Source organism: Pseudoalteromonas sp. T1lg24 (assembly GCF_002964745.1).
Taxonomy (GTDB): Bacteria; Pseudomonadota; Gammaproteobacteria; order Enterobacterales; family Alteromonadaceae; genus Pseudoalteromonas; species Pseudoalteromonas spongiae.
On sequence record NZ_PQCB01000004.1, the window covers coordinates 102,140 to 127,999 of the forward strand.

Annotated in this window: 17 protein-coding genes; 10 read left to right on the forward strand and 7 right to left on the reverse strand. The window is 41.2% G+C overall.

Features of this window, described 5'->3' with window-relative positions; all coding sequences use genetic code 11:
* Nucleotides 1-382: 382 nt before the first annotated feature.
* On the reverse strand, nucleotides 383-1,216 hold the full coding sequence (gene purU, locus C2M30_RS01805; protein WP_105170461.1) for a formyltetrahydrofolate deformylase: 834 nt from the start codon (nucleotides 1,214-1,216) through the stop codon (nucleotides 383-385).
* A gap of 231 nt (nucleotides 1,217-1,447) precedes the next feature.
* Between purU and C2M30_RS01810 the strand changes: the two genes are divergently transcribed.
* Nucleotides 1,448-2,056: an outer membrane beta-barrel protein gene (locus C2M30_RS01810; protein ID WP_105170462.1), complete on the forward strand. Its 609-nt coding sequence runs from the start codon at nucleotides 1,448-1,450 to the stop codon at nucleotides 2,054-2,056.
* Between the two features lie 87 nt (nucleotides 2,057-2,143).
* Here the strand turns inward: C2M30_RS01810 and C2M30_RS01815 are convergent, their stop codons facing one another.
* Nucleotides 2,144-5,590, reverse strand: coding sequence for a PAS domain-containing hybrid sensor histidine kinase/response regulator (locus C2M30_RS01815; RefSeq protein ID WP_105170463.1), 3,447 nt, complete (start codon nucleotides 5,588-5,590; stop codon nucleotides 2,144-2,146).
* Nucleotides 5,591-5,962: 372 nt separating this feature from the next.
* Here C2M30_RS01815 and C2M30_RS01820 point away from each other — a divergent pair, with 372 nt between their 5' ends.
* The 4 genes from C2M30_RS01820 (at nucleotide 5,963) to C2M30_RS01835 (ending at nucleotide 10,603) form a co-directional block, all read left to right on the forward strand.
* Complete coding sequence (locus C2M30_RS01820) at nucleotides 5,963-6,226, forward strand: DUF4212 domain-containing protein (protein WP_010561876.1); 264 nt, start codon at nucleotides 5,963-5,965, stop codon at nucleotides 6,224-6,226.
* Between the two features lie 11 nt (nucleotides 6,227-6,237).
* Entirely contained in the window at nucleotides 6,238-7,962 is a 1,725-nt protein-coding gene (locus C2M30_RS01825; RefSeq protein WP_105170464.1) for a sodium:solute symporter family protein, read from the forward strand.
* 164 nt (nucleotides 7,963-8,126) lie between these two features.
* Nucleotides 8,127-9,965, forward strand: a complete 1,839-nt coding sequence (locus C2M30_RS01830) for a putative nucleotidyltransferase substrate binding domain-containing protein (protein WP_100913993.1) — start codon at nucleotides 8,127-8,129, stop codon at nucleotides 9,963-9,965.
* Entirely contained in the window at nucleotides 9,965-10,603 is a 639-nt protein-coding gene (locus C2M30_RS01835; protein WP_100913992.1) for a 3'-5' exonuclease, read from the forward strand. The genes C2M30_RS01830 and C2M30_RS01835 overlap by 1 nt, the downstream gene beginning before the upstream one ends.
* Nucleotides 10,604-10,648: 45 nt before the next feature.
* Here the strand turns inward: C2M30_RS01835 and C2M30_RS01840 are convergent, their stop codons facing one another.
* Genes C2M30_RS01840 through C2M30_RS01855 form a run of 4 tightly spaced genes read right to left on the reverse strand, consistent with a single transcriptional unit; the run spans nucleotide 10,649 to nucleotide 15,212 of the window.
* Nucleotides 10,649-12,985, reverse strand: a complete 2,337-nt coding sequence (locus C2M30_RS01840) for a TonB-dependent receptor (RefSeq protein WP_105170465.1) — start codon at nucleotides 12,983-12,985, stop codon at nucleotides 10,649-10,651.
* 34 nt (nucleotides 12,986-13,019) lie between these two features.
* Nucleotides 13,020-14,621, reverse strand: a complete 1,602-nt coding sequence (locus tag C2M30_RS01845; protein ID WP_105170466.1) for a PepSY-associated TM helix domain-containing protein — start codon at nucleotides 14,619-14,621, stop codon at nucleotides 13,020-13,022.
* Nucleotides 14,622-14,623: 2 nt separating this feature from the next.
* Nucleotides 14,624-14,878: a hypothetical protein gene (locus C2M30_RS01850; protein WP_105170467.1), complete on the reverse strand. Its 255-nt coding sequence runs from the start codon at nucleotides 14,876-14,878 to the stop codon at nucleotides 14,624-14,626.
* The gene (locus C2M30_RS01855; RefSeq protein ID WP_158683296.1) at nucleotides 14,868-15,212 is read right to left on the reverse strand and encodes a hypothetical protein; all 345 of its coding nucleotides are present in this window, start codon (nucleotides 15,210-15,212) and stop codon (nucleotides 14,868-14,870) included. The genes C2M30_RS01850 and C2M30_RS01855 overlap by 11 nt, the downstream gene beginning before the upstream one ends.
* Before the next feature lie 297 nt (nucleotides 15,213-15,509).
* Here C2M30_RS01855 and C2M30_RS01860 point away from each other — a divergent pair, with 297 nt between their 5' ends.
* From C2M30_RS01860 to C2M30_RS01875, 4 genes are all read left to right on the forward strand, one after another.
* Complete coding sequence (locus tag C2M30_RS01860; protein WP_105170469.1) at nucleotides 15,510-16,457, forward strand: homoserine O-succinyltransferase; 948 nt, start codon at nucleotides 15,510-15,512, stop codon at nucleotides 16,455-16,457.
* The gene (locus tag C2M30_RS01865; RefSeq protein ID WP_105170470.1) at nucleotides 16,447-17,502 is read left to right on the forward strand and encodes a homocysteine S-methyltransferase family protein; all 1,056 of its coding nucleotides are present in this window, start codon (nucleotides 16,447-16,449) and stop codon (nucleotides 17,500-17,502) included. Before C2M30_RS01860 ends, C2M30_RS01865 begins: the two co-directional genes overlap by 11 nt.
* Nucleotides 17,503-17,510: 8 nt before the next feature.
* The gene (gene metH / locus C2M30_RS01870) at nucleotides 17,511-20,126 is read left to right on the forward strand and encodes a methionine synthase (RefSeq protein ID WP_105170471.1); all 2,616 of its coding nucleotides are present in this window, start codon (nucleotides 17,511-17,513) and stop codon (nucleotides 20,124-20,126) included.
* 234 nt (nucleotides 20,127-20,360) lie between these two features.
* A complete protein-coding gene (locus tag C2M30_RS01875) occupies nucleotides 20,361-21,416 on the forward strand; it encodes an ABC transporter substrate-binding protein (protein WP_158683297.1) in 1,056 nt (351 codons plus the stop codon).
* 38 nt (nucleotides 21,417-21,454) lie between these two features.
* Here the strand turns inward: C2M30_RS01875 and C2M30_RS01880 are convergent, their stop codons facing one another.
* Nucleotides 21,455-22,414, reverse strand: coding sequence for a hypothetical protein (locus C2M30_RS01880; protein WP_054980371.1), 960 nt, complete (start codon nucleotides 22,412-22,414; stop codon nucleotides 21,455-21,457).
* 376 nt (nucleotides 22,415-22,790) lie between these two features.
* Here C2M30_RS01880 and C2M30_RS01885 point away from each other — a divergent pair, with 376 nt between their 5' ends.
* Entirely contained in the window at nucleotides 22,791-25,664 is a 2,874-nt protein-coding gene (locus C2M30_RS01885; RefSeq protein WP_105170473.1) for a M16 family metallopeptidase, read from the forward strand.
* Nucleotides 25,665-25,860 lie beyond the last annotated feature (196 nt).

Sequence of the window (25,860 nt, forward strand, 5' to 3'; positions counted from 1 at the left end):
GGCATGGATGCCGATTCATGGCGTTTATGTTCACATTTAAATTCAGCTTGAAGAGTTAGTTTTATTTAGGGACGTCGAGGGATTCCAAAGAGAGACCGACGATAGCCTCCCTTTGGCTGCTGTCGAAAGCAGCGACAAACAAGGTTTCAAATTATGCTTTTCAATCAACGTAATCAGAATCGTTGATTTTATGTTATGACCTGAGTTAACAATGCATCCATGAAGCTAGGTTACATCGGTCATCCCTGACCTCATTTCAAAGTACTGCGAAACTACGTTTCGGTTACTTTTCATCTTTGGCTGCTGTCGAAAGCAGCGATAAATAATGTATCGAATATTAATCAGTGCTAAGGATTAACGTTGAAGCAATTACTTGGAATAGTTACTTAAACACCACGGTTTTATTACCATTAATAAATATCCGCTGCTCTGCGGCCCATTGTAGGGCGCGGCAGAATACGTTTTTTTCTACATCGCGGCCTAGTGCAGCTAGCTTTTCGGCATTTTGTGCGTGGTTTACATGGCAAATGTCTTGTTCGATGATTGGGCCCTCGTCGAGTTCATCGGTAACAAAATGGGCGGTGGCACCGATCATTTTTACGCCTCGCTGAAATGCTTGATGATAGGGTTTTGCACCAATAAACGCGGGTAAAAACGAGTGATGAATATTAATGATTTTACCGCTGAACTGAGTCACAAATTCAGGGCTTAAAATACGCATATACTTGGCAAGGCCAATTAAGTCAGGGTTGAACTCGTTAATTTTTTCAGCCACTTTGGCGTCGTGTTGTTCGCGCGTTAGGCCGTCATGACTAATGCAATAAAATGGTATATCAAAGCCTTTTACTAGCGGCTCAAGGTCTGGGTAATTGGCAATTACCGCTTGAACCTCCACATTCATCGCGTTTTCAAAGCATTTTAATAACACACCGCCAAGGCAATGGGCTTCTTTGGTGGCAAGTAACACCACTTTCGCTTTCTCTTCGCCTTTTAAACTGACGTTTGAGCCGTCAGGTAATAGATGAATGAGCTGTTCAACAAGAAGAATATTGTCAAAATCACCTTGCAATGCAGTGCGCATAAAAAAGCGATGATTTTCTCGGTCAACAAATTCGTCGTTGCGAATAATATTAAGCTTATGCTCAAAACAGAGGTTGGTTATTTTAGCGATGAGTCCTGGTTCATCGGGGCATTGTGCAAGCAGTACTTTTTTCATGGTTCCTCATTCCAGACAGCAAAAGTAATGAGTGTATATTTATATATTTTAATTATGTAATCAATAAATAATATTAATATTTATTGTGTGATGAGCAATTTTACAAAAAGTAGCATGAATAAGGTTAATAGGCGTTAAAGAGGTTTAACTATTTCTGACAATTGCTTACAACTTATTGTCGTTAAGCGCACTAAACTAGCCATAATCTCATTTTGAAAAGGAAGCACAATAATGGCAGTTTCTAATTTTACACGTGCGTTGCTGGCACTTTCGCTTATCTCATCGTCATCGGTGTTTGCTAATGGTTCTGAACAAGCGGAACTTAAAAAACATACGTTCGGTGGAAAAATCGCAACTGGTAGCGTTGAGTTATATGATTTACCTGATGAAGATTATACAAATGTGTACTCTTACTATAATTATAAATTTGATCAAAACTTTTCACTCGAAGTTGGTTTAAATTTTGGTATGGATGCCAGCGATTGGGAATGCGACGATTTTGATGATGGCTTTACCTGTCGCGACCGCAATGACTCAATGTTTAACATCATTGGCGCCGATGAATTAGAGGTAACTAACTTTGTGATTGCAGGTAAAGCACAATTACCTTTGTCGCAGCGCAATAGTCTTTACGCTAAAGTTGGCGCTAACTTCTATGACTATGAAATTTCACGAAATGATCGTACGTTTATCGATGATTCGGGCACAGGTGTTTACCTTGAAGGTGGTTGGCAGTATGTGTGGGACTTTGGTCTAGGAATGGACGCAGGCGTGCAGTATTTTGATATGGGCGATTTAGATTCTGTATCGTTTGCTATAGGTGTTAGCTATCAGTTTTAATTATTAGTAATTTGAATATTGATAATTTTGTTAACTTTATTTTGGGTTAACAAAATTAAATAGGCCGGCGTTATGCCGGCCTATTGTTTAACGGCTTGTGTGCTTTATTAATGCTTTGAGTTTTGCTGGTTTTACAGGCTTACTCAAGTAGTGAATATTTTGCTCTTTAGTGCTGCGTTTTAGTTCATCATCTCTTACCGCAGTGATTAATACCGCAGGAATACTTTCTTGCCACTGCTTACGTAATTGCGCAATTAAACTAACGCCATCCATTTCATGACTGAGTTGGTAGTCCATTAAAATTAAATCTGGCTTAGCTTGGGTTTGCGCATAATTTAATACATCGTCTACTTTATTAAACGCAGAATAACGGCAACCCCATTTGCTCATTAACGTGCCCATCGCATCTAAGTTCTCTTGCTCATCATCAACGATTAATACGTTAAGGGTTTGTTTATTATCAAGTTTAACTTTGTTGGTTGATTTTTCTTGCACTAGTTTGCTGTCGCCATAAGGCACTTCCAGCGCAAAGCAACTGCCTTTGTTTGGTGTTGATTTAAGCTCTAGGGTTAACGACATTAAATCGGCCATACGTTTTACTACGCCTAAACCAAGACCTAATCCTTTATTGTCGTTACTTTGTACGCGGTAGAAGTCGTTAAAGACTTTTGCTTGTTCTACTTCGCTAATACCAGGGCCTGTATCCCATACTTCAATACGTAGGCTGTGTTTACGCTTTCGACAAGCCACCAGCACTTTACCGCTTTCAGTGTATTTCACGGCATTTGATACTAGATTCTGAATAATTCGGCGCAGATAAGTGGTGTCGGCATGCACTACAGCATCATTGCTGCGCACTTTAAAATCGAGCCCTTTTTCCTTGCTGAGAATAACGTATTCATTACTTAGTGGCGCTAAAATATCATTAATCGGGAAGTGACGAGGTGTTGGCGTCATTGCGCCTTGTTCTAACTTAGCTATTTCTAATAACCCCGACATTAAATGCACGGTTGAATCAAGGCTATCGCCAAGTTTTTCCATGGTACTTAGGTTGCTGTTAGAGAGTTCCGTTTGGTCAACAGCTGCCAGATAAAGCCTCGCCGCATTCAGTGGCTGTAAAATATCGTGTGACGCGAGCGCTAAAAAGCGGGTTTTACTGTCATTAGCTTTTTCGGCCTCTAGCTTGGCTTGATTAAGTTGTTTTTCGGTTTCGATTCGCTTTTCAATTTGTGCTTCTAAATCTTCATTGATTGAACGGATTTCTAGGGTACGTGCCTCAATGCGATTCTCTAAATCAATATTCACTTCTTCAAGCGCATTTTGCGTTTCAATGTGTGTGGTAATATCTGAGAAACAGGTAACAAAACCACCATCAGGCAGTGGGTTACCTATCATTTCAATTACTTGGCCGTTGCGTCTGCGACGAATAAAGTGGTGTGAGCTGCCGTTACGTAAGTGTTGTACACGTTTTTGTACTTGTGCGTCAATTTCGCCCGGTCCACATTCACCTTTACTCACGTTGTGGCGGATCACTTCTTCAATAGGTTGGCCTACTTCTAAAAAGCCCTCTGGGTATTCAAACAGTTCCGTGTAACGCTTGTTCCAAGCTACCAACTTTAGGTTTCTGTCTACAACCGAAATGCCATGGCTTAGATTTTCCAGCGAGGTAAATAATAAATTCTGATTAAATTGAATGGCTTGCGTGGTTTCATCGAAAAAGTTAACGACTTCTTCAAACGCCATTTGCTTACCAGAAATTACCGCACCAATTAATACTCGTGCAGACGATGCGCCGAGCACACCGGTAAGGGCTCTTTCACAAAAGTCGACAAAGTCAGTTGTCGGTGTGTCGTTATCGTCAGCAAAATCGTGTCGCATGGTGTAGCGCACAATTAATTGCTTAGAGCGCTGAATACCTAAAAAGGTTTGTAGCAGTACTTTAAGGTCGTACACCGTGGCGTTAATTTGTTTGCTGTGATGTTTAGCAAGCTTTAGCTGCTCTTTTGGCTTCACAAACGCAGCTGCCTGTATTCTATCGACTAAACGTTCATTGGCACCAAGTGAAAACGCGATATAGCACACAACATTGGCAATCAGCGCGATAAACGTACCTTGAGTAATAACACTTTGTTGCATTGCAGTGTTAGTGGTTACTGCACCTTCAAATAGCGGTAGCATTAAAAACAGCAACCAACAGGCAAACCCCGCTAGTAAGCCAGCGTACACACCGTAGGCGTGGCCTTTACGCCAATAAAGACCACCGACAACCGCAGGGATTAATTGAGTCACCAATGAAAATGCCACCAAGCCCATACTCGCCAAAGCAGCTTGGTTGCCGAACAATTGTTGATAAAGGTAAGAAAGCCCTAAAATAACCGCAATGGTAAAACGTCGTGTTAATAAAATCCGGCGTTTATAGCTGGTGGTGATCAGATTACGTTTAAATTTACGACGTAGCATTAACGGTAGCACAACATCGTTTGAGATCATGGTGCTCAGTGTAAGTGTAGCAACTACAATCATGGCGATGGCCGCTGACAGGCCGCCAATAAATACAAACGTTGATAACAAGGTACTTTGTTGTGCAAGGGGCAGTGCCAGTACAAAGCTGTCGGCTGCAACATTACCACCAATTTGTGGGTGCATTGCTGCGGTTGCAATTGGAATAATAATGCCTGCCGTAAGTAATAAATACAGTGGAAATGCCCAGCGTGCGGTTTTTAAATGGCTAATATCTTGGTTATCGACAACGGTTACATGGAATTGGCGCGGCAAACAAATAACCGCAGCGGCTGCCATTAATGATTGCGCGACAAAGTTAAAGCTAAAAAAGTCTTCTTTTTGCCATTGGCCAAAGGCGATTTGGGTAACAAAGTAATCCCACATGCCATCTTGGTAATGCGTAAAAACATAATACGACAATCCCGCAACCGCACCGAGCGCAAGCAGTTTAACCGCTGATTCAAAGGCTACTGCCAACATTAAACCTGAGCGATATTCGGTTACATCCACTTTGCGTGTACCAAAGTAAATGGCGAAAATTGCCATAATCAATGTGCCCATTAAGGCCATCATACTGCCAGATATTTCGCTGTCGCTTTGCAGTAATACAAAGCTGGTGCTAAGTGCTTTTAGCTGCAGTGCGATGTAAGGAATCGTTGCAAGCAGCGCAATAAAGGTCACTAAAATTGCTGTGAGTTGACGTTTTCCGTAGCGCGCAGAAATAAAGTCAGCAATGGTCGTGATATTTTGTTTTTTACTGACCAATATCATCTTACGCAAAAAGCCGTGACCTAAAATAAACAGCAGTGCAGGGCCCAATAGAATGGGGAGGTAGCTCCAACCTGAATTAGCGGCTGTGCCTACAGCGCCATAAAAGGTCCAAGAGGTGCAGTAAATACCTAAAGCAAATGAGTAAACAAAGGGGTGGTGACTAATTTTCTTGGCGAGCGGTGTGGTTTTATCCCCCCAATTAGCAAGCCAAAATAGAATGCCAACATAGGCCAAAGCGACGAAAATTAGCGCAATTGTCATGGTTACTCTTGTTATTCTTTTTAATTGATACGCTAATTTATCACTTTTTAATGAAACTGTGCATCTCAATCACAATTACCACAACAGCTTGAATTTACAGGCTGAGCGTCATTATTAATGGTGATGTTCGACTAATGTCTTAACCTAATGGGAAAATAGCTTATTACGTTTACGTAAACGTAACTTTGACGTGCTTTAAAGCCTTATTTTTACTCGCTTTCGTTTGAATTACAGTCAACTTTTACCTTTAGTAGGTAGTTAAGTTAATAAATTGTTACGACTAAGGTCGCACTTTAATCTTTTATGTGCGTTGCTAGAGTCAATGATGACGATTAATTAACGTGCAACTTTGCATGACTAGGGGATATAAAAATGGCTTTTAAAGATAATGATCAAGCCAAAGCATATTGGAGTGAAAACCTTTCGCTAGTAATAAAACTACTAGCCGTTTGGTTTGTAGTTTCGTTTGGCTGCGGCATTTTATTTGTCGATGCGCTAAACGAAATCCGTTTCTTTGGTTTTAAATTAGGTTTCTGGTTCTCTCAGCAGGGCGCCATTTACACCTTTGTTGCCCTGATTTTTGTTTACGTATACAAGATGGCTGCGTTAGACAAAAAGTACGGCGTTGACGAGTAAGGAGAATAATAATGGACGTTCAAACGCTAACTTTTATTATCGTAGGTGCAAGTTTTGCAATGTATATCGCCATTGCAATTTGGGCGCGTGCGGGATCAACTAAAGAATTCTATGTTGCCGGTGGTGGTGTACCACCTGTGGCAAATGGTATGGCTACAGCAGCTGACTGGATGAGTGCGGCATCGTTTATCTCAATGGCGGGTATTATCTCGTTCGTAGGTTACGATGGTGGTGTTTACCTAATGGGTTGGACCGGTGGTTATGTTTTACTAGCTCTTTGTTTAGCACCCTATTTACGCAAGTTTGGTAAATTCACTGTGCCAGATTTCATTGGTGACCGTTATTACTCGCAAACAGCGCGTACGGTAGCGGTTATCTGTGCGATCTTTATCTGCTTTACTTATATTGCAGGCCAAATGCGTGGTGTAGGTGTTGTATTCTCTCGTTTCTTAGAAGTAGATATTGAAACCGGTGTTTACATTGGTATGGTAATCGTATTCTTCTATGCCGTATTAGGTGGTATGAAAGGTATCACTTATACGCAAGTAGCTCAGTACTGTGTATTAGTATTCGCTTACCTAGTACCAGCTATCTTTATCTCATTGATGATGACAGGTCACGTACTACCACAAACAGGTTTTGGTGCAACATTAACTGATGGGTCAGGAATGTATGTACTTGATAAACTAGACGGACTCAGTGCCGAACTCGGGTTTGCCCAATACACCGAAGGGTCTAAATCGATGATCGATGTATTCGCAATTACTGCTGCACTAATGGTAGGTACTGCGGGTCTTCCTCACGTAATCGTTCGCTTCTTCACTGTGCCTCGCGTAAAAGACACGCGTATTTCAGCTGCTTGGACTTTAGTATTTATCGCAATTGTTTACACTACAGCACCTGCAGTTGCATCGTTCGCTCGTGTAAACCTTATCGATACTATTAATGGTAAAGACGGCAGTGGTACAGAGTACGCAGAAGCACCAGCGTGGGTTAAAAACTGGGAGCGCACTGGCCTAATTACATTCAATGATAAGAATGGCGACGGCAAAATGCAGTACTCTGCAGGTAAAATTGAAGATCCTAGCAGTGCTAACGAAGTGAAGATTGACCGCGACATCATGGTACTAGCGAACCCAGAAATTGCTGACTTACCAGCATGGGTAATTGCATTAGTAGCGGCCGGTGGTATTGCAGCGGCATTATCAACAACAGCAGGTCTGTTATTGGTTATTTCAACTTCGGTATCGCACGACTTACTTAAACGTACCTTTAAGCCAAACATTAGCGATAAACAAGAGTTAATGGCAGCACGTCTTGCTGCGATGGTGGCGATAGCGGTGTCAGCTTACTTTGGTATTAACCCGCCAGGGTTTGTGGCCTCGGTGGTAGCATTTGCCTTTGGCTTAGCGGCGGCGAGTTTCTTCCCAGCAATTATTATGGGTATTTTCTCTAAGCGTATGAATAAAGAAGGTGCGATTGCCGGTATGGTTTGTGGTATTGGTTTTACTGCGGCATACATTATCTACTTCAAGTTCGTAAGCCCTGATCTTAACTCTGCTGAGCACTGGTTATTTGGTATCTCACCTGAAGGTATCGGTATGATTGGTATGCTAGTTAACTTCGCAGTTGCAATTGCGGTTCAGAAAGTTACCAGCGAAACACCAGAAGAAGTACAGCAAATGGTTGAAGATATTCGTAACCCGAAAGGGTCAAGTGCAGCGCATGCTCACTAATCAACCAGCTATTTGAGCTAAATCAAAAATCAAACTCAATGCCCGACTATAGTCGGGCTTTTTTTTGTTTATTGCTCTGCTAGAGTCAAATGACAGAGGTGAGTTGCCTTAAGGGATGATAAAGCGCACCTTTTTGAGGCTGTACACAGTTAAGGAGAGTAACCATGGCATTAGAGCTTAATGAAGTAGCACGTTTTGTTAAAGCGCAAGCACCGTTTAGTGATCTAGAATCCAGTGCCACTGAGTACTTTATTAAAAGCCTTGAAGCGGTTTATTTAACACCAGAAAATCAAAACCAATGGCTAAACTCAAATGCACCCTGTTTGTTTTTAATTCGCTCTGGCTTGTACGATATTTTAGATAGCAGTGGTGAAGTGGTTGCGCGTTTATCTGAAGGCGATTATTTTGGTTACCCATCGCTATTAACAGGCGAGCCAATTAGTAATCGATTAGAAGTGCAAAACGAAGGCATTGTATATCTGCTTAGCCAAACTCATTGGGATTATCTGCGCGAACACTATAAAGCATTTGCCCAGCACTTTGTGCGTGCTCATGCTAACCGCCTACTCAGTGTTAATTATAAAAAGCGCAGCGATGATTGGTCGAGCAAACGCATAAGTGAAATTATGAAGCAAGGTGCCGTTACAGCAGGCCCTGAAACTAAAATTAGCGATGCCGCCAAAACCATGAGTCAATTTGGTGTTTCATCGCTTATGATCACTGAAAATAACAAGCTGGTGGGCGTAATTACTGACCGCGATTTACGTAACCGCGTGCTCGCAGAAGGGCGTAGCCCGAACGATGTGGTTGCAACCATTATGACCACAAAGCCAAAGCATGTATTTGAGCACAACCGTGTATTTTCTGCATTTCATTTAATGCTAAAGCAAAATATTCATCATTTACCTGTGCTTGATGAATCACATCAACCCTTAGGTATGATCACCGCAACCGATTTATTGCGCCAGCAAAAATCTGACCCAGTACAACTTATTGGCCGTATTTATAAAGCCGAGAGTGTCGCTGATATTAAGCGCTACGCATTGGAAGTGCCTGAGTTATTGCGAGGATTTTCAGACAGAGTAGAAGATACTAGCTTAATTGGTAAATTACTTAGCGGTATCACCGATGCCATGACGACGCGTTTAATTCAATTATTTCAAACGCAAAATGGCACAGCGCCAACGCCGTTTAGTTGGATCTGTTTTGGTTCGCAAGCACGTGAAGAACAAACATTACATTCAGATCAAGATAACGGTTTATTGCTGCCAGACAACCTGTCACAAACGGAGCTAGATTACTTTAAAGCGTTAGGCGAGTTTGTTTGTGACAACCTAATTGCGTGCGGAATTAAAGAATGCCCAGGTGGTATTATGGCAAGTCGAGATGCTTGCCGTATGGGGCTTTCTGCATGGTTAAACCAATTTGGCTCTTGGATTAAAAGCCCATCGCCGCAGGCTATTTTAAACTGCAAAATCTTTTTTGATATTCGTTTTGTTGATGGCTCTGAAAGTTTGTTCGAAGCGTTCAGTAAAGGCATATTAGCAACTACTAAAAATCAGATATTTTTTGCCTCAATGGCAACGGATATTAATACTAACTCGGTGCCGATCGGTTTATTTAATCAGTTTAAATTAGAAAAAGATAAGCAAAAACATACGTATATTGATTTAAAAAAGCGTGGTGTGGCAATTATTAACGATATTGTTCGCCTTTATGCGCTGCATCATAATGTTACTGCTGCTAATACCTTAGAGCGCTTAAGTGCGTTGTCTAAACAACAGCAAGTGAGTAAAACGGATATTTATGATTTAAAAGATTGTTGGCGCTACCTTACGCAGCTGCGTTTAAACGTGCAGTTACAGCAAAAAGGGTTACCGGCTAATTGTATCGACCCAGAAGATTTAACCTCACTGGAACGCCACCAATTAAAAGAGGCGTTTTATTTAATTAAACAAGCACAGCAAGCGGCCGCCTTTAAGTTTGCTAGAGGCAGTTTATGATGGGAATACTTGAATCAATTAAGCGCTTTTTTGTGTTACCCGAAAAAGACAATGACATCTTAAAAAGCAACTGTTTTAAGGTGGACTATTTAGTTATTGATTTAGAGTTAACCGGGCTTAATGCAAAACAAGATGAAATTGTCTCGATTGCGTGGGTGCCAATTAGTCATCAACGAATTCAAATAGGTCAATGTCAGCACTTTATTAATAATCAGGTGAGTAATTTAAATCAAAGCCCTGTGTTTCATGGCATTGATAATACAACGATTGCGGCAGGTGTACCGTTAAATGAGGCGCTAAAAGCGTTAAATGAACTACTCGACGATAAAATATTAATATTTCATAACCAACAGCTCGATTGGGGATTTTTACGTATCGCGTTTAATAAAGCGGGTTTATTGCACAAGCCTTTAGCAATACTCGATACTATGAATATCGAACATAAACGCCTTGCTCGCCAAGGGCATGTAATTGCGCAAGATAGCTTAACCTTAAGCAGCTGTCGTGAGCGCTATCGCTTGCCAGAATACAATTGTCATAATGCACTTACCGACGCCATGGCCACCGCTGAGTTATTTTTAGCGCAAGCAAATCAAATTAGCCGTGGTAAACCACTATTAGTTAAACACTTAATGTAAAAAGGGAAGTGTTAACCACTTCCCCTGCAAGTTAGTTACACGCGCTTAAAAGCTAGCAGTAAAACTTAAACTTAATTGGCGAGGTTGGCCAAGGGTTTTATTGTTGGTGCGCGCACCACGTGCGTCATACACTTTATCTGTTAGGTTTTTCGCTGATAGTTGAATATCGTAATTTTCCCACTGATAACCAACACGCGCATTTATTAACGTACGCGCGTCATTTTGCGGCACATAGTTTTCGCCCCACAGGTTTTTCATTTCATTACTGTTTTGATACATGGTATCGGCCAATGCGCTGTCTTGGTAGTTTGCATCAGCAGATAGATATAAACCAAAATCAGTGTGATAACTTGCGGCTAAGTTTGCAGTCCATTCAGGTGAGTCCGCAAATGGCTGACCTTTTAAATCAAGCGTCGGTTCGCCTGGAATAGCAACTAAAAACTCTTCAAACTCGGTTTTAGCACGGCCAAAGCCTGCACTTAGCGTTAGGTTATTGCTTGGATAGTAGAACAATTCAAATTCAAATCCTTGTACCGTCGACTTACCTGCATTCGTGGTTTCTCTGTCGTATTGATTTCCCGACAGCTGCACGCTAACTTGTTGATCTTGCCAATCTAGATAGAACACGTTGGCGTTCGTCACTAAGGTGCCATCTAGCCAAGTTGAGCGCAGTGAAAGCTCGTAGTTGTCGGTAAACTCTGGGTCGTAAGTAAAGAGTGTTGCCCGCGCAGAGTTGGTGCCTACACCACCTGAGCGGTAACCTTGCTGGTAGGTAAAGCTGGTGGTGATGTTATCGGTTAGGTGGTAACTTGCGCCTAATTTCGGCAGGACTTCGTTAAATGTTTTTGACGTTAAAGGCTCGTTTTGTGACGCTTGACTTGCCATATTAAGCAGCTTCGCATTAATACCAGCCACAAGTTGAGCAAACATCGGGTTTGCCGCATAATCGCTTGGGTTTGGTAGCAAGTGTGCATTACCAATACCATAGGCTTGCTCAGTCGCATTGGCCTGCTTTTCTTGGTCCCAGCGAATGCCTGCAAACACGTCAAACTGATCATTGATGCTGTAAGTAAAATCAACAAATACTGCGGTGTTGGTAATTTCACGATATAAATTTGAATAAGTATCTAGCAGTACAGGGTCAACCGGTGCGTACAATGCTAATACTTGGTCGGCAACCGCCTGTGGTAAGCCTAACCCGCCATTTTCTGGTGCAGCGACCAGTAATGTTGGTACGCCAAGTTGATTAAAGCTGGCACTACGATTACCAATCGCTTTATCTTTTACTTCTAAATTTGAATAATACGCGCCAATAATCCCTTTTAAATTATCGTATTCAAACGTCAGTTTTAGCTCTTGCGTTAAGGTCTCGTCAGAGCGTTTATCGTGCAGTTGTGCAATCGGTAATGGCGATGCATCACCATCCCACTCGTAACCATACTGCATATCTGAATAAGTTGTGATTGCTGTTGCCGACCAAATATCGTTAATGTAGTAATCTAGATTTAATACCACTAAGTCTGAATCGGTAAATTCCCATGTTGGATCGTTAAAGTTTACTTTACGGTAATCGTTATCGTAACTTGGGTGTGCGTCTGCCCATACAACGCCCATTTCTGTTTCAGATTTGCTGTAACTTAAAATCGCTGAAAAATCTTCAATCGGTTCAAATAGTAATTTAAAGCGATACAGGTTTGAGTTTGAAAAGTCAGAGTTTTCGTTATTGCGTGCAATGTTTTCAATAACGCCGTCAAAGTCTCTGTCTTCGGCGGTAAAGCGAAATGCCAATACATCATCAATTAAGCTACCACCAGTGGCGATCGCTAATTCTTGTTGCCCATTTTCACCTAATATCACGCGCCCTTTAGCGCTGTATTCATATGCTGGGTCGTAGGTATTCACAACAATTGCACCAGCAAGGGCGTTGCGACCTTGTAATGTCGATTGCGGGCCGCGTAATACTTCCACTTGGCTTACATCCCAAGTAGAAAAACCGCCTTGTTGAATCTCACGCATTGGCAATGGCGCACCGTCAACATAAACACTGGTTAAAAAGCTGTTACCACCACCAGATACGTTAAAAGAGTCAATGCCACGAATTGTAAAGCCACCTACGCCAACTTCACCAGTTACATTAGGCACAACTGATAGGGCATCGTAAAGATTATTAAGCTTTTGCTCTTCCAGTGCTTTATTGGTGATTACGGCTACACTGGCAGGGGTTTCTTGCAAAGTGCGGTCAATTTTTTGGCCAGTAACAATAATCTTTTCAAGTTCATTGTCGTCTTCAGCCATAGTTAATGGTGAAACAATCAAGCTGGTCGCTAGTGCATATTTTACTGCAGCCGTTACAGCATTGGTTCTACGTTTAACAGTAAACATATCGTCCTTTTTAGTATGTAGTTGTGTGAATAATTTATTGAGTAGTTAGTTCAGTAACACTTGGTTGTGTTTGAGTGTTTTTAAACGCGGGCTTTTTTGTCACTTGTTTTGCTGCAAAAAAGCAAATACCGCTAAGCAGTAGTAATATGCTTTGCGTAATCACAACATCAAATTTGTGTTCTGCGAGTTGTTGTGCTGTTGCGCTAGGCAGTAAAACCCAGTCCAGTACGACAACAAGGGCAAATATTGCGCCACTCAGTTGCAATGAGTATTGATTGAATCTCGCATTGTGTTTGATTAATTGAGCAAGAGCTAACATCAGCAAAAATGACGAATATACGCTGTTTTCGATAATCTCTGCACGCGTTGTTATCTCAATTGGTATTATTCGTGCGGCACTAAAGCCGACAGCAATGGCAAAGATAAAGCCAATAAAGCCACCGCTTGTCATTCGCGTGACAAAATTAAGAGAGCGCTGACTTTGATTACGCTGTTTTGCACGTTTTTCTAGCCACATTAAATTGCCGGTTAAAATTACATAACAGGTTGCTAAGCCGAGTAAAAAGAAAGCTAACCCTAAACCGTAGCCAGCAAAATCGCCAAAGTGCAAACGGGCAATTACACCTAAACCACTGCGCACGGCATTATCGTAGTTGTCTTTAGTAAGATAGATTTGTTGTTGATTACTTAGTTGGTAATGTACTGCGGTTTCAGTGGCAAATCTGTCTTGCTTTTGGCCTGTAAAAATCGCGACAGCGCTTTCATCGCCAAAATGCTCAATCATAATGCGGTCAATGATTGCGTTATCCATGTCTTTTTCTGCCATTTCGCGCAATCTGTCGATGCCGTTCATCGTCATTTTGTTGTCGATGATATCAATATGGGGTTCGTTAAATCCTGCTGCCGCGAGTAGCTTTTGTTGGTCGCCTTGGTACAACACAAGGGCATAAGAAATTTGGTAGACAATAACTAAATTAAAAACTAATCCGGTGAAGGCATACATCACATGAAACGGCAGTCCCATTGTGCCAATAATATTATGTGCGTCTAACCACTTGTCTTTATTGCCACCTTTACGGTATTGAAAGAAATTTTTGAAAAGCTTGCGCCAATGAATAAGTAACCCACTAAGCACTGCAACAAAAAAGAACAGGGTAATGATCCCGACAAAATACAAACCAATGCGGCCAAGGCCTAAGTTGTAATGAAGCTGGTAAACAAAATTACCAAAATCCACGGTATCGGCATTGCCAATAATTTCGCCGCTCTGAGCATCCAGCATAATATGCACATCGCTATGATCTTCTCCTGTTTTTGGGTCGGTACCTTCAATGTTTTTTGCAAAGTACGCTTCTATGTACGGTGAATGTTCTGTTGGCGGTAATAAATAAAACCTGTGGTCGACATATACATCATAGTGCTTATTAATGGTTGCAATAGCGTTATCGTAACTTACGTTTTGAGAGTCTGAGAATACCGTTTGATTTGCATGTATTGGTAGTTTTTCCCATGCCACAATGTTTTCGCGAAATAAGCTAATTGAACCGGCAAAAAATACAATAAATAAGACGATGGATATAACAAGGCCAATCCATGCATGTGCGTTAGTTAATGATTTCAGAGTTTTATTATTCATTATTATTGACTCATCAAAAGAATAACGTTGAGTAAGCAAGAGGGGATAAGAACAAGGCTAATGTTTTTGGCAGCTTTGCGTGCTTTTTCAAATGCGTAACTCCACACCAGTACGCCTGCCCAAATAGGGAATGCCAACACTAGCCCTGAAATAAGCCTAACGTCTTCTGCTAATGGCAAAATCAAATTTAAATTGAGCACGATTGAGATTGATAACAAAAGACCCAAAAAGAAGCCAATCAGTGTTTTAGGCCACATAGCTCACCCCCGCTAATACCAATAGCGATGCCACAACGCTTGTATTGAAACGCCAAATGCTTGTTGTATAAGTGCTTAAAATTGTGTGGCTTACCAGCGCAAGCATTAATGTGACAAAGGCAGCCAGTAGCGAAGATGCAAGCGCAAAAGACAGCGAGAAAATGGCAACACCAATAACATAACCAATAACTAATAAAAAATTAGCAATAGATTTATTCATTGGTTTACTGAGCAGTAGTTGTTTTTCACTGCCTAAGTAACAGGCTAGGCATCCAAGCCAGATTGGGATAATTGCTAAAAAGCTCATTATAATGCAAATGATATTGATTTTCATTCGATCCTAATGGTGTTTTTTATTTGTCGCAACATTTGTTATTCGAAAAATGTAAAAAATTATTAAAATCAACTGTATTACTCAAAAGTTGGTTTAAACGATGAGGGTGTAATAGTGACTTTTACAAAGCACTGATTATGAAATGCGAGGTGGGTTTGTTGGTAGAAGTACGGTTGGTGTATTTTTTACGTAAACTTTAAATAGACATCTAAACATCTAGAGCTTGATATTTCCGGCTATCCGTTCATAATTAGCGTCAGGTTAAACCCAATTTACCATAGTAATAAGGATTAAATGATGCCAATCACAGTGCGCGATCAATTGCCCGCCATTAATACATTAAGGCAAGAAAATGTGTTTGTAATGCCACAAAGCCGTGCGCAAACACAAGAGATCCGCCCAATGCGATTAGCCATTTTAAACCTGATGCCTAATAAGGTTGAGACTGAAGTACAGTTTATTCGTTTACTGGCTAATTCACCGCTGCAGGTAAATGTGGAGTTACTGCGTTTAGATACTCACCGTAGCAAAAATACCTCTGAGCAACATCTTGATATGTTCTATAAGTATTTTTCAGAAGTTAAAAACGAAAACTACGATGCCATGATTGTGACTGGCGCGCCATTGGCACACCTTGAATATAGCGATGTTGCTTATTGGCAAGAGTTGAAAGAGATATTCGACTGGGCTGAACAGCATGTAACGTCTACTTTATTCTCTTGCTGGGCCGCTCATGCAGGGCTATTTCATCACTATGGATTAAAGCGCAAACTTAAAGCGAAAAAGCTGTGTGGTGTATTTAAACATTTGCGTTACTTTGAACATGCAGCGTTAACACGCGGTTTTGACGATGAATTCTTAGTGCCACATTCGCGTTATGGTCATATTAATGAGGCGGATATTGCAAACCACAGCCAGCTTGAAGTAATTGCAGGATCGCCAGAGGTCGGTGCGTTTTTAATTAAGAATAAATCTGGTTCGCAGGTGTATTTAACTGGTCACCCAGAATACGATGCAGATACTTTGAAAAAAGAGTATCTACGCGACCTAGAAAAAGATCAGAATGCGCCTAAACCAAATAATTATTTTCCTAATGATGATGCCAGCGCCAAGCCAAGTAAAACTTGGCAGAGCCATGCCTTTTTATTATTTTCAAATTGGTTAAACTACTACGTTTATCAAACCACGCCATACGATATTAATTTAGTCAGCCAAGACGTAAGGACTAACAACTATGCCGAATAAATCACAGCAGCTAAGCGCTGCATTAAAAGCGCGTATTCATATTCTTGATGGTGCAATGGGTACCATGATCCAGAAATACAAACTGGAAGAAGAAGATTACCGCGGTGAACGCTTTGCAAATTGGCATGTGTTAGTTAAGGGCAATAATGACTTACTTAGTTTAACCCAGCCACAGATCATTGAACAAATTCATCGTGAATACCTTGCGGCAGGCGCTGATATTATTGAAACCAATACCTTTAACGCGACTACCATTTCAATGGAAGATTATGAAATGGCAAGCTTAAGCCGTGAAATCAATCTTGAATCGGCAAAACTGGCGCGTAAAGTGTGTGATGAATTTGAAGCACAAGACCCAACAAAACCGCGTTATGTAGCCGGTGTGCTTGGTCCAACATCAAAAACCTGCTCTATTTCACCAGATGTAAACGATCCTGGTTTTAGAAACATTACCTTTGATGCACTCGTTGAAGCCTACATTGAATCAACACTGGCATTGATTGAAGGTGGTGCAGATTTAATTCTGATTGAGACTATTTTCGATACGCTTAATTCAAAAGCAGCGGCTTTTGCAGTAGAAGAAGCATTCGAGCGCGCAGGCGTTACTTTACCCGTAATGATTTCAGGCACCATTACTGATGCATCGGGCCGAACTTTATCGGGCCAAACAACCGAGGCATTCTACAATTCTATTCGTCATATAAAGCCTATTTCAATTGGCCTTAACTGTGCCCTTGGGCCAGATTTACTACGCCAATATGTAGAAGAGTTATCGCGTGTGTGTGAAACCTTTGTATCGGTTCACCCCAACGCAGGCCTACCGAACGAATTTGGTGAATACGATTTAGAAGCGGACGAAATGGCAAAAGAAATTATTGATTGGGCAGAGTCGGGCTTTATCAATATTGTTGGTGGCTGTTGTGGCACCACGCCTGAGCATATTAATGCGATGTATCAAGGCACAAAAAATGTAGCACCGCGCCAATTACCTGAAATTGAAGTGCGCATGCGTTTAGCTGGCCTTGAAGCCTGTAATTTAAACTAGGAGCAAACATGACAAGCAGTACAGCAGTATTTACCAATGTTGGTGAACGTACCAATGTTACGGGTTCAGCCCGTTTTAAACGTTTAATCCTAGAAGAAGATTACGAAACCGCACTCGAGGTTGCCCGTGAACAAGTAGAAAACGGCGCGCAAATTATTGATATCAACATGGATGAAGCCATGTTGGACTCAAAAGCGGCAATGGTACGCTTTTTAAATCTAATTGCGTCAGAGCCGGATATCTCTCGTGTACCAATTATGGTCGACTCATCGAAGTGGGATGTAATTGAAGCAGGCTTAAAATGCATTCAAGGTAAGGCAATCGTTAACTCAATTTCACTTAAAGAAGGTGAAGAGCCGTTTATAAAGCAAGCTAAAATCATTAAGCGTTTTGGTGCAGCTGCCGTTGTGATGGCGTTTGATGAAACAGGGCAAGCCGAAACGGCCGACCGTAAGTTTGAAATCTGTCAGCGTTCGTACCGTATTCTAGTAGAGCAATTAGGTTTTCCGCCGGAAGACATTATTTTTGACCCGAATATTTTTGCGGTAGCTACGGGTATTGAAGAGCACGACAACTACGCCGTTGAGTTTATTGAAGGTACGCGCCGCATTAAACAAAACTTACCGCACTGTAAAGTGTCGGGCGGTGTCTCAAACGTATCTTTCTCATTCCGTGGTAATAACCCGGTGCGTGAAGCCATTCACTCAGTGTTTTTATATCACGCGATTAAAGCGGGTATGGACATGGGTATCGTAAATGCCGGTCAGCTTGCGGTTTATGATGATATTCCAAAAGAGCTACGAGATGCAGTTGAAGACGTAGTATTAAATACCGACCCTGAAGCCGGCGAGCGCTTAGTTGAACTTGCGCCTAAATACTCAGGGCAAGGCGTTGAAGCAAAAAAAGAAGATTTAGAATGGCGCAGCTGGCCTGTTGCTAAACGTTTAGAGCATGCTCTTGTTAAAGGTATTACCGAATTTATTGATGAAGATACCGAAGAGGCACGCCAGCAAGCTGATAAACCAATTCAAGTAATTGAAGGTCCATTAATGGACGGTATGAACGTAGTAGGCGACCTGTTTGGTGCTGGTAAAATGTTCTTACCACAAGTAGTTAAATCGGCGCGTGTAATGAAGCGCGCAGTTGCCTACCTCGACCCTTATATTGAAGCGGAAAAAGAAGAGGGTGCAACCAACGGTAAAATCCTAATGGCTACCGTTAAAGGCGATGTGCACGACATTGGTAAAAACATTGTGGGTGTTGTACTGCAATGTAATAACTATGAAGTGATCGACCTTGGGGTAATGGTACCTGCAGAAACTATTTTACGTACCGCCATTGAAGAAAAAGTCGATATTATTGGTCTTTCTGGCCTGATTACGCCATCGCTTGATGAAATGGTGCATGTGGCAAAAGAAATGACACGCCAAGGGTTTGATATTCCGTTATTAATTGGCGGTGCAACTACATCAAAAGCGCATACGGCGGTTAAAATTGAACCTGAATATGACAAAGGTGTGGTGTATGTTAATAACGCTTCGCGTGCGGTTGGTGTGGCGTCAAGCTTGTTAAGCAAAACGCAAAAGCCTGAGTTTTTAGCAAAAACGACTGCAGAGTATGAAAAAGTGCGTGAGCAGCAAGCGCGCAAACGCCCACGCTCAAAACCAGTTACACTTGCCGCAGCTCGCGCGAATAGCGCACCAATCGATTTTAAAAACTACACGCCACCTGTGCCAAAAAAACTTGGTGTGACCGAGTTTAAAGATGTCTCAATTGAGACACTGCGTGAGTATATCGACTGGACGCCATTTTTTATGACCTGGTCGCTTGCTGGTAAATACCCGCGCATTTTAGAAGATGAAATTGTTGGCGAAGAGGCAAAGCAGCTGTTTAAAGATGCTAACGAGATGCTCGATGATTTAGCGTCATCAAACAAGCTGCAGCCGTTAGGCGTAATGGGTATCTTCCCAGCTAATCGCGTTGACGATGATATTGAAATCTACTCCGATGAATCGCGCACTGAAGTACTTGTGACAAGTTGCCAGTTACGTCAGCAAACCGAGAAAAAAGACTTCCCTAACTACTGTTTAGCTGATTATATCGCACCAAAAGGTACACCAGATTACTTTGGTGCATTTGCGGTAACAGGCGGGTTAGAGGAAGACGATTTAGCGGATGTATTCGAGCAGCAGCAAGATGACTATAACAAGATTATGGTAAAAGCCGTTGCCGACCGTTTAGCGGAAGCCTTTGCTGAATACCTGCATGAGCGCGTGCGTAAAGAAATCTGGGGCTTTGCAGCCGATGAAAACTTATCGAACGATGAGCTAATTCGCGAAAATTACCAAGGTATACGTCCGGCTCCTGGTTACCCTGCGTGCCCAGAGCATACTGAAAAGCAAAAAATTTGGCAGTTACTCGATGTCGAAAACCGCATCGGTATGAAGTTGACTAGCTCTTATGCGATGTGGCCGGGTGCTGCGGTTTCGGGTTGGTATTTTTCTCACCCAGATTCGAAATATTTTGCTGTTGCACAAATTCAGCAAGATCAGCTAGAAGATTATGCCAAGCGTCAAGGTATGAATTTACAAGAAGCCGAACGTTGGCTGGGACCTAACTTGTAAAAGTCAAAGGGAGATTTATATCTCCCTTTTCTTTTGCTAATGATTAACAGCATTTAGCGGCATTTATCCGCTGCCTGTGCTGTTCAGCATCTAGTGATTTGCCTGCATTATCAACTAACAATTAATTGGCGTTAGTTTTTCGCGTTTAAATTCGCTTTTGTAGTGTTCTTTGATAATACTTGAATAATGATCGAATCTGTTTTTGGTGTGATGATAAGACTTTTTAAGTACTTGATGTTCTGCATCATTTTATTTAGTAGCTCGGTACGTGCTGAGTTGAATATTTTATTTGTAAACCCGTCTATCCCCAATGAGCCTTTTTGGCAAAGTGTTGAAGAAATCGCGCAATCAGCAGCGCAGCAACTTGGCACAAAAATGCAGGTGATTTATGGCGGTGGTAATCGTATTGTTCAACTAGAAGCGCTAAAACAATATTTAGCGAAAAACCCCAAACCAGATTATGCGGTAATTTTAAACTACCCCGGCGGCTCTACTGCGAGCATGTCATTGCTGGAATCGCAGCAGATTAAGTTTGTTACTTTAGAGCAAACAATTTTTGGTGAAGAGCGCGAAAAAATAGGGTTAGCAGGGCAAAAATATAAGCATTGGCTTGGTGAAATCTATTTTGATAATCACACCGCAGGAGGCCAACTTGCAAGAGCGCTACAGCATTTAAAACAGGCGCAATTACCCAAGCAAGAAACGCATGTGGTGGCTATTAATGGTCACTATGGCAGTGAATCGCAAGCGCGGTTTAATGGTATGCAAGAGTATTTTGAAAGTAATAATGGTGTGGTATATCAAGCGGTGCACGCTGGTTGGTCTGAGCAGGTTGCGTTTAATCAAAGCAAGGCGCTATTAGCGCGTTTTCCTAATGTTAATATTATTTGGGCCGCGTCTGATTTAATGGCACTTGGTGCCAGTAAAGCAGCAGTAGAATCGGGTCGTATTCCCAATAAAGATATTTTTATTGGCGGTTTTGACTGGTTACCCCGCGCAATTCAAGCCGTTGAAAAACAGTCAATAAGCGCGTCAATTGGTGGTCATAAAGTAATGGGCGCGTGGGCAGTTATTAGCCTGTTACTTTACGATAATGGACACGATATTTTTGCCCAGCAAAAAAATAAAAAGCTAACTTTTAACCTTGATGTGATCACTAAGCAAAATGTTGCACATTTTAAATCCCATAAAGTTAAAATTAATTGGGCCGAATACGACTTTAAAGCACTTAAAGAAAAAGTGGCATTAAGCCACTCGATTGCAGGGCTTAGCCCATTAAACCCTAACTAGCTGTAACTTGAAGTTAAGCTGATTGCGGAAGCCTTAAATTAACTTGCTAACTGCTTTTCAGCCAAGTTCAGTTCCATCGTTGCTTTTAATAAACGATAAAGATTAATTGATGCATCAATTTCTTCTTTACGGTTGGTTAAGCTCTCAATATTTAAACCAAGTGGCACATCTAAATGAGCACAGCTTTGTAAAATAAGGTTTAGATTTTCACGGCAAATACGTACTGATTCATTAAGAGATTGCTCAGAATCTAAAATACGCCATTTAGTGGCTTCTGGCACAGAAATACCAAGCCATTGCATAAACTCTAATGTTTTCTCACTGCCGCATGGAGTAAAGGTTAAGATAATACGGTTAGGTGTTAGACCTTGCTGTTTGCAACTGCGGGCATAGCTAGTGATTAAGTCGATTGTTGCTTGTGCATCATATACCGCTTGCGAGATAAAATACTCACAACCTTGCGCTGTTTTTTCTAACAGACGTTCATGCTCATTGCGTTTTGATGCATGACGCTCAGCGATGGTAACACCACCTAAGAAAAACTTATTTTGATGCTCACTTAATGCGTTATAGGCGTTTGGCAAGCTTAATTTAATCTCACCTTCAGACGATGGGCTACCTACCAAAACAAGGTTGTTCAGCGCATATTTTTCTTTGGTTTCTGTTAACCAGTCATTAAATTCTTCAACACCACGCTGCGCGACGCTTTTGTAGGTGATTACATCTAATTCTGATAAATCACTTAACAGCAAACTGTATTCACGAGGGTCTACAGTATGCTTAAACGGAAAAGGGCGTGGTACGCTGGTACGGCTGCTTTCATCTTGAATGTCGTAAATGACTAATCCGTCATATTCAATCTCATGTAAACGACCTAATAATTTATTGGCAATTTCTGTCACTTTATCTTTTTCAGTACCCATTTTTGGTGGCGTAGTACCAATTAAATAAACGCCTTGTGTTGGGTCTTGAATTTTTTGTTGTAAAGATAAAGCCATTGTTCCGTACCATAAATAATTTCGATACAGTAACTATAGCAGCCTTTTAGACGTCTAAATAGCTAAAATTTAAAATAGCGACTGAAAAAAATTGAAATAGAACTTGAGGGAAATTCATAGTGTGAAGGTTTCAGGTTTCAGGTTTCAGGTTTTAGGTTTTAGGTTTCAGGTTTCAGGTCTCAGATGTTGCGCTCAAATCTTAATTCTGAGTTCTGAATCCTTAGTTCTGAACTCTAAGTCCTTTATTCTGAAATTTAATGTTGCAAAACGTTTACACCCATTTACCGCAATTGCTCGCTTAACATCGCGAACATCGCCATAATTACCCAGTTTAGAAAAATTCTATAGAAAAATAATCCAAACCAAGGGAAACAGTATGAAACTTAAATTGGTTGCAGCAAGTGTAGCAATTGCACTATCACTTGCTGGTTGTAATAGCACAACATCATCAAATAATGCACAAGCTACCACGTCAGTAAAAGCTGAAAACAAAGTATTTGCACAAGATTATGTGTTAGAAGAGCTTGATAACGGCCTTCGCGTTATGGTGGTGAAAACAGATTACCCAGATGTAGTCTCACTACAAATTCCAGTATCAGTAGGTTCACGTAACGAAGTTGAAGCTGGTAAAACAGGTTTTGCGCACTTCTTTGAACATATGATGTTTAAAGGCTCTGAGAAATTCCCGCAAGATGTTTACTCTGATATTCTTAAAAACTCAGGTGTCGATAACCGCGCTTACACCACAAACGATTACACCAACTACCACCTTAATTTCTCAAAACAGCATTTAGAAACTGTGCTTGAAATTAAAGGTGATATTTTCCAAAACCTTAAATATTCTGAGTCGCAATTTAGAACAGAAGCACTAACAGTTAAAGGTGAATACCTTAAAAACAATGCTAACCCAATCCGTCAGCTATTAAGTGCAGTGCGCAATGAAGCGTTTGAAAAGCATACTTACAAACACACCACTATGGGCTTTTTTGAAGACATCGAAAAAATGCCAGATCAAATGGCCTACGGTGAAGAGTTCTTTAAAAAGTTTTATAAGCCTGAATATGTATCGCTCATTATTACCGGTGATGTAGACCCGAACGATACCATTGAACTGGTTAAAAAGCATTGGGGTAACTGGCAGCGTGGCGATTATGTTGCTGATATTCCAGTAGAGCCAAAGCAAACAGCGGCAAAATACCTTCATAAAGAAAGTGAAGGTTTACCGGGTCACTGGTTACTTGTTTCTTACAAAGGCCCTGCGTGGCAGCCAACGGAAAAAGATCGTGCTGCGGTAGATTTAATCTCGCAATTATATTTCTCAAATAACTCAGCGCTTTACCAAGAGTTAGTTGTTGAGAAACAGCTTGCTAGCCAAATGTTTACTTATAACCCAGAAACTAAAGATCCGGGTTTATTGCACGTATTTGTAAAGGTTGAAAAAGAAGAAGATTTAGCAAAAGCACGTGATGCGATTAATCGTACTTATGCAAAAGCGCGTACTGAGTTAGTAGATGCAGATAAGCTTGCTAACTTAAAGTCTAACCTAAAGTACAGCTTTGTTAATGGCTTAGATTCATCGCAAGCAATTGCGTCAACTCTTGCGAGCTACATGCATTTTGAGCGTGACCCAGAAGTTATTAATCAGCTTTACGCGACGGCAGATAGCATTTCTGCAGAAGATATTCGTGAGATTGCCAATAAGTACTTTATTGATTCGGGCCGTACAACTGTGACTATGTCGGCACTTGAATCGGTAAAAGGGTTTGAACAAGAAGTTGACTTAAACGCGACTGTTGCCGAATTAAATAAGCCGCAAGGCGATGCGAAATTCTCAGTACTTGATATGCGCAGCAGCTCACCGCTAGTTGACGTAAACCTATTATTCTACACTGGTGCAGCAGCAGATCCTGAAGGTAAAAAAGGCCTTGCAGCAATTACAGCTAATATGATTGCACGTGGTGGCTCTGAGTCGCGCTCTTACAAAGAAATTCAAAAAGCGCTTTACCCAATTGCGGGTAGCTTCGGCGTACAAATTGATAAAGAAATGGTGTCATTCCGTGGCCGTGTTAATAAAGACAAGGTAGACGAGTGGTACAAAATTGTTAGTGACCAACTACTTAATCCAGGTTGGCGTGAAGACGACTTTAAACGTTTAAAGAAAGAGCAGCTAGATGGCATCAAAGCAGGCCTAAAAGCATCTAATGATGAAGAGCTTGGCAAAGAAGTGTTATACAGCAAGCTTTACCAAGGCCACGCTTATGAAAGCTACAACTATGGTGATATTTCTGATTTAGAAGCGCTTACACTTGAAGACTTAAAAGCATTTTATAAAGCTGAATTTACTCAAGCTAAATTAAATGTCGGTATTTCAGGTGCCATGTCTGATGCAGCAAAAGCAAAACTGCTTAAAGACTTAGGCACGCTTCCTGAAGGCAGTGAAAAGCGCCTAACGATTGCTGATGCGCCTAAGTTGGAAGGTCGACATGCAACCATTGTAGAAAAGCCAGCTAAATCAACAGCGGTTAGCTTTGGTTTCCCGATTGATACGATTCGTAGCGATAAAGATTGGGCGGCACTTTGGTTAATGCGTTCTTACTTTGGTGAGCACCGTAACTCAAACAGCTTCTTGTATCAGCGCATTCGTCAAATTCGTGGTATGAACTATGGTGATTACGCGTATATTGAGTACTTCCCGCGTGGTATGTACCAAACTAAACCAGATGCTAACTTAGGTCGTTCTGAGCAGATTTTCCAAATTTGGTTGCGCCCACTACGCTCTAATAATGATGCACACTTTGCAACACGTGTTGCCCAGTACGAGCTTGATAAGCTAATTGAAAATGGCATGAGCAAAGAAGATTTCGAATCAACTCGTAACTTCTTAACTAACTTTGTGCCGCAAATGGTTGCAAGCCAAGATCGCCAGCTAGGTTATGCACTCGATAGCAAGTTCTATAATACCGATGAGTTTGTTGCGTATGTGCGTAAGCAGCTTGCGAGCTTAACTGTAGAAGATGTAAATCGTGTTATTCGTGACAACCTGCAAAATAAAAACATTCACTATGTATTTATTACCGGTGATGCAAAAGACATGAAAGCGCGTTTAGCAAACGAAACGGTTTCTCCGCTTAAATATAATGCTGAAAAACCAAAATCACTTACCGATGAAGATAAGGTGATTGAAAGCTACAATCTAGCTATCGATAAAGCTAACATCGAAGTGATGGATGTGAAAGACGTATTTAAGTAAACGTTTTTAACACGGTAAAAAGCCCGCCAATTGGCGGGCTTTTTTATGCTTAATTTGAAATATTACAAACATAATCAAGTAATAAAAAACACTAAGCGCACCGGCTTAACGTGGGCATAATTACAAAAAGATGCTGGATAATTAAGCACTTCAATGAAATAATCACGTTGCTAAAATGAACACAAAACATAAAGGA

Bases quoted from the DNA above. Each gene is read 5' to 3' on its own strand.
- purU (WP_105170461.1), bottom strand. From the start codon at position 1,216: ATGAAAAAAGTACTGCTTGCACAATGCCCCGATGAACCAGGACTCATC.
- C2M30_RS01810 (WP_105170462.1), top strand. From the start codon at position 1,448: ATGGCAGTTTCTAATTTTACACGTGCGTTGCTGGCACTTTCGCTTATC.
- C2M30_RS01815 (WP_105170463.1), bottom strand. From the start codon at position 5,590: ATGACAATTGCGCTAATTTTCGTCGCTTTGGCCTATGTTGGCATTCTA.
- C2M30_RS01820 (WP_010561876.1), top strand. From the start codon at position 5,963: ATGGCTTTTAAAGATAATGATCAAGCCAAAGCATATTGGAGTGAAAAC.
- C2M30_RS01825 (WP_105170464.1), top strand. From the start codon at position 6,238: ATGGACGTTCAAACGCTAACTTTTATTATCGTAGGTGCAAGTTTTGCA.
- C2M30_RS01830 (WP_100913993.1), top strand. From the start codon at position 8,127: ATGGCATTAGAGCTTAATGAAGTAGCACGTTTTGTTAAAGCGCAAGCA.
- C2M30_RS01835 (WP_100913992.1), top strand. From the start codon at position 9,965: ATGGGAATACTTGAATCAATTAAGCGCTTTTTTGTGTTACCCGAAAAA.
- C2M30_RS01840 (WP_105170465.1), bottom strand. From the start codon at position 12,985: ATGTTTACTGTTAAACGTAGAACCAATGCTGTAACGGCTGCAGTAAAA.
- C2M30_RS01845 (WP_105170466.1), bottom strand. From the start codon at position 14,621: ATGAATAATAAAACTCTGAAATCATTAACTAACGCACATGCATGGATT.
- C2M30_RS01850 (WP_105170467.1), bottom strand. From the start codon at position 14,878: ATGTGGCCTAAAACACTGATTGGCTTCTTTTTGGGTCTTTTGTTATCA.
- C2M30_RS01855 (WP_158683296.1), bottom strand. From the start codon at position 15,212: ATGAAAATCAATATCATTTGCATTATAATGAGCTTTTTAGCAATTATC.
- C2M30_RS01860 (WP_105170469.1), top strand. From the start codon at position 15,510: ATGCCAATCACAGTGCGCGATCAATTGCCCGCCATTAATACATTAAGG.
- C2M30_RS01865 (WP_105170470.1), top strand. From the start codon at position 16,447: ATGCCGAATAAATCACAGCAGCTAAGCGCTGCATTAAAAGCGCGTATT.
- metH (WP_105170471.1), top strand. From the start codon at position 17,511: ATGACAAGCAGTACAGCAGTATTTACCAATGTTGGTGAACGTACCAAT.
- C2M30_RS01875 (WP_158683297.1), top strand. From the start codon at position 20,361: ATGTTCTGCATCATTTTATTTAGTAGCTCGGTACGTGCTGAGTTGAAT.
- C2M30_RS01880 (WP_054980371.1), bottom strand. From the start codon at position 22,414: ATGGCTTTATCTTTACAACAAAAAATTCAAGACCCAACACAAGGCGTT.
- C2M30_RS01885 (WP_105170473.1), top strand. From the start codon at position 22,791: ATGAAACTTAAATTGGTTGCAGCAAGTGTAGCAATTGCACTATCACTT.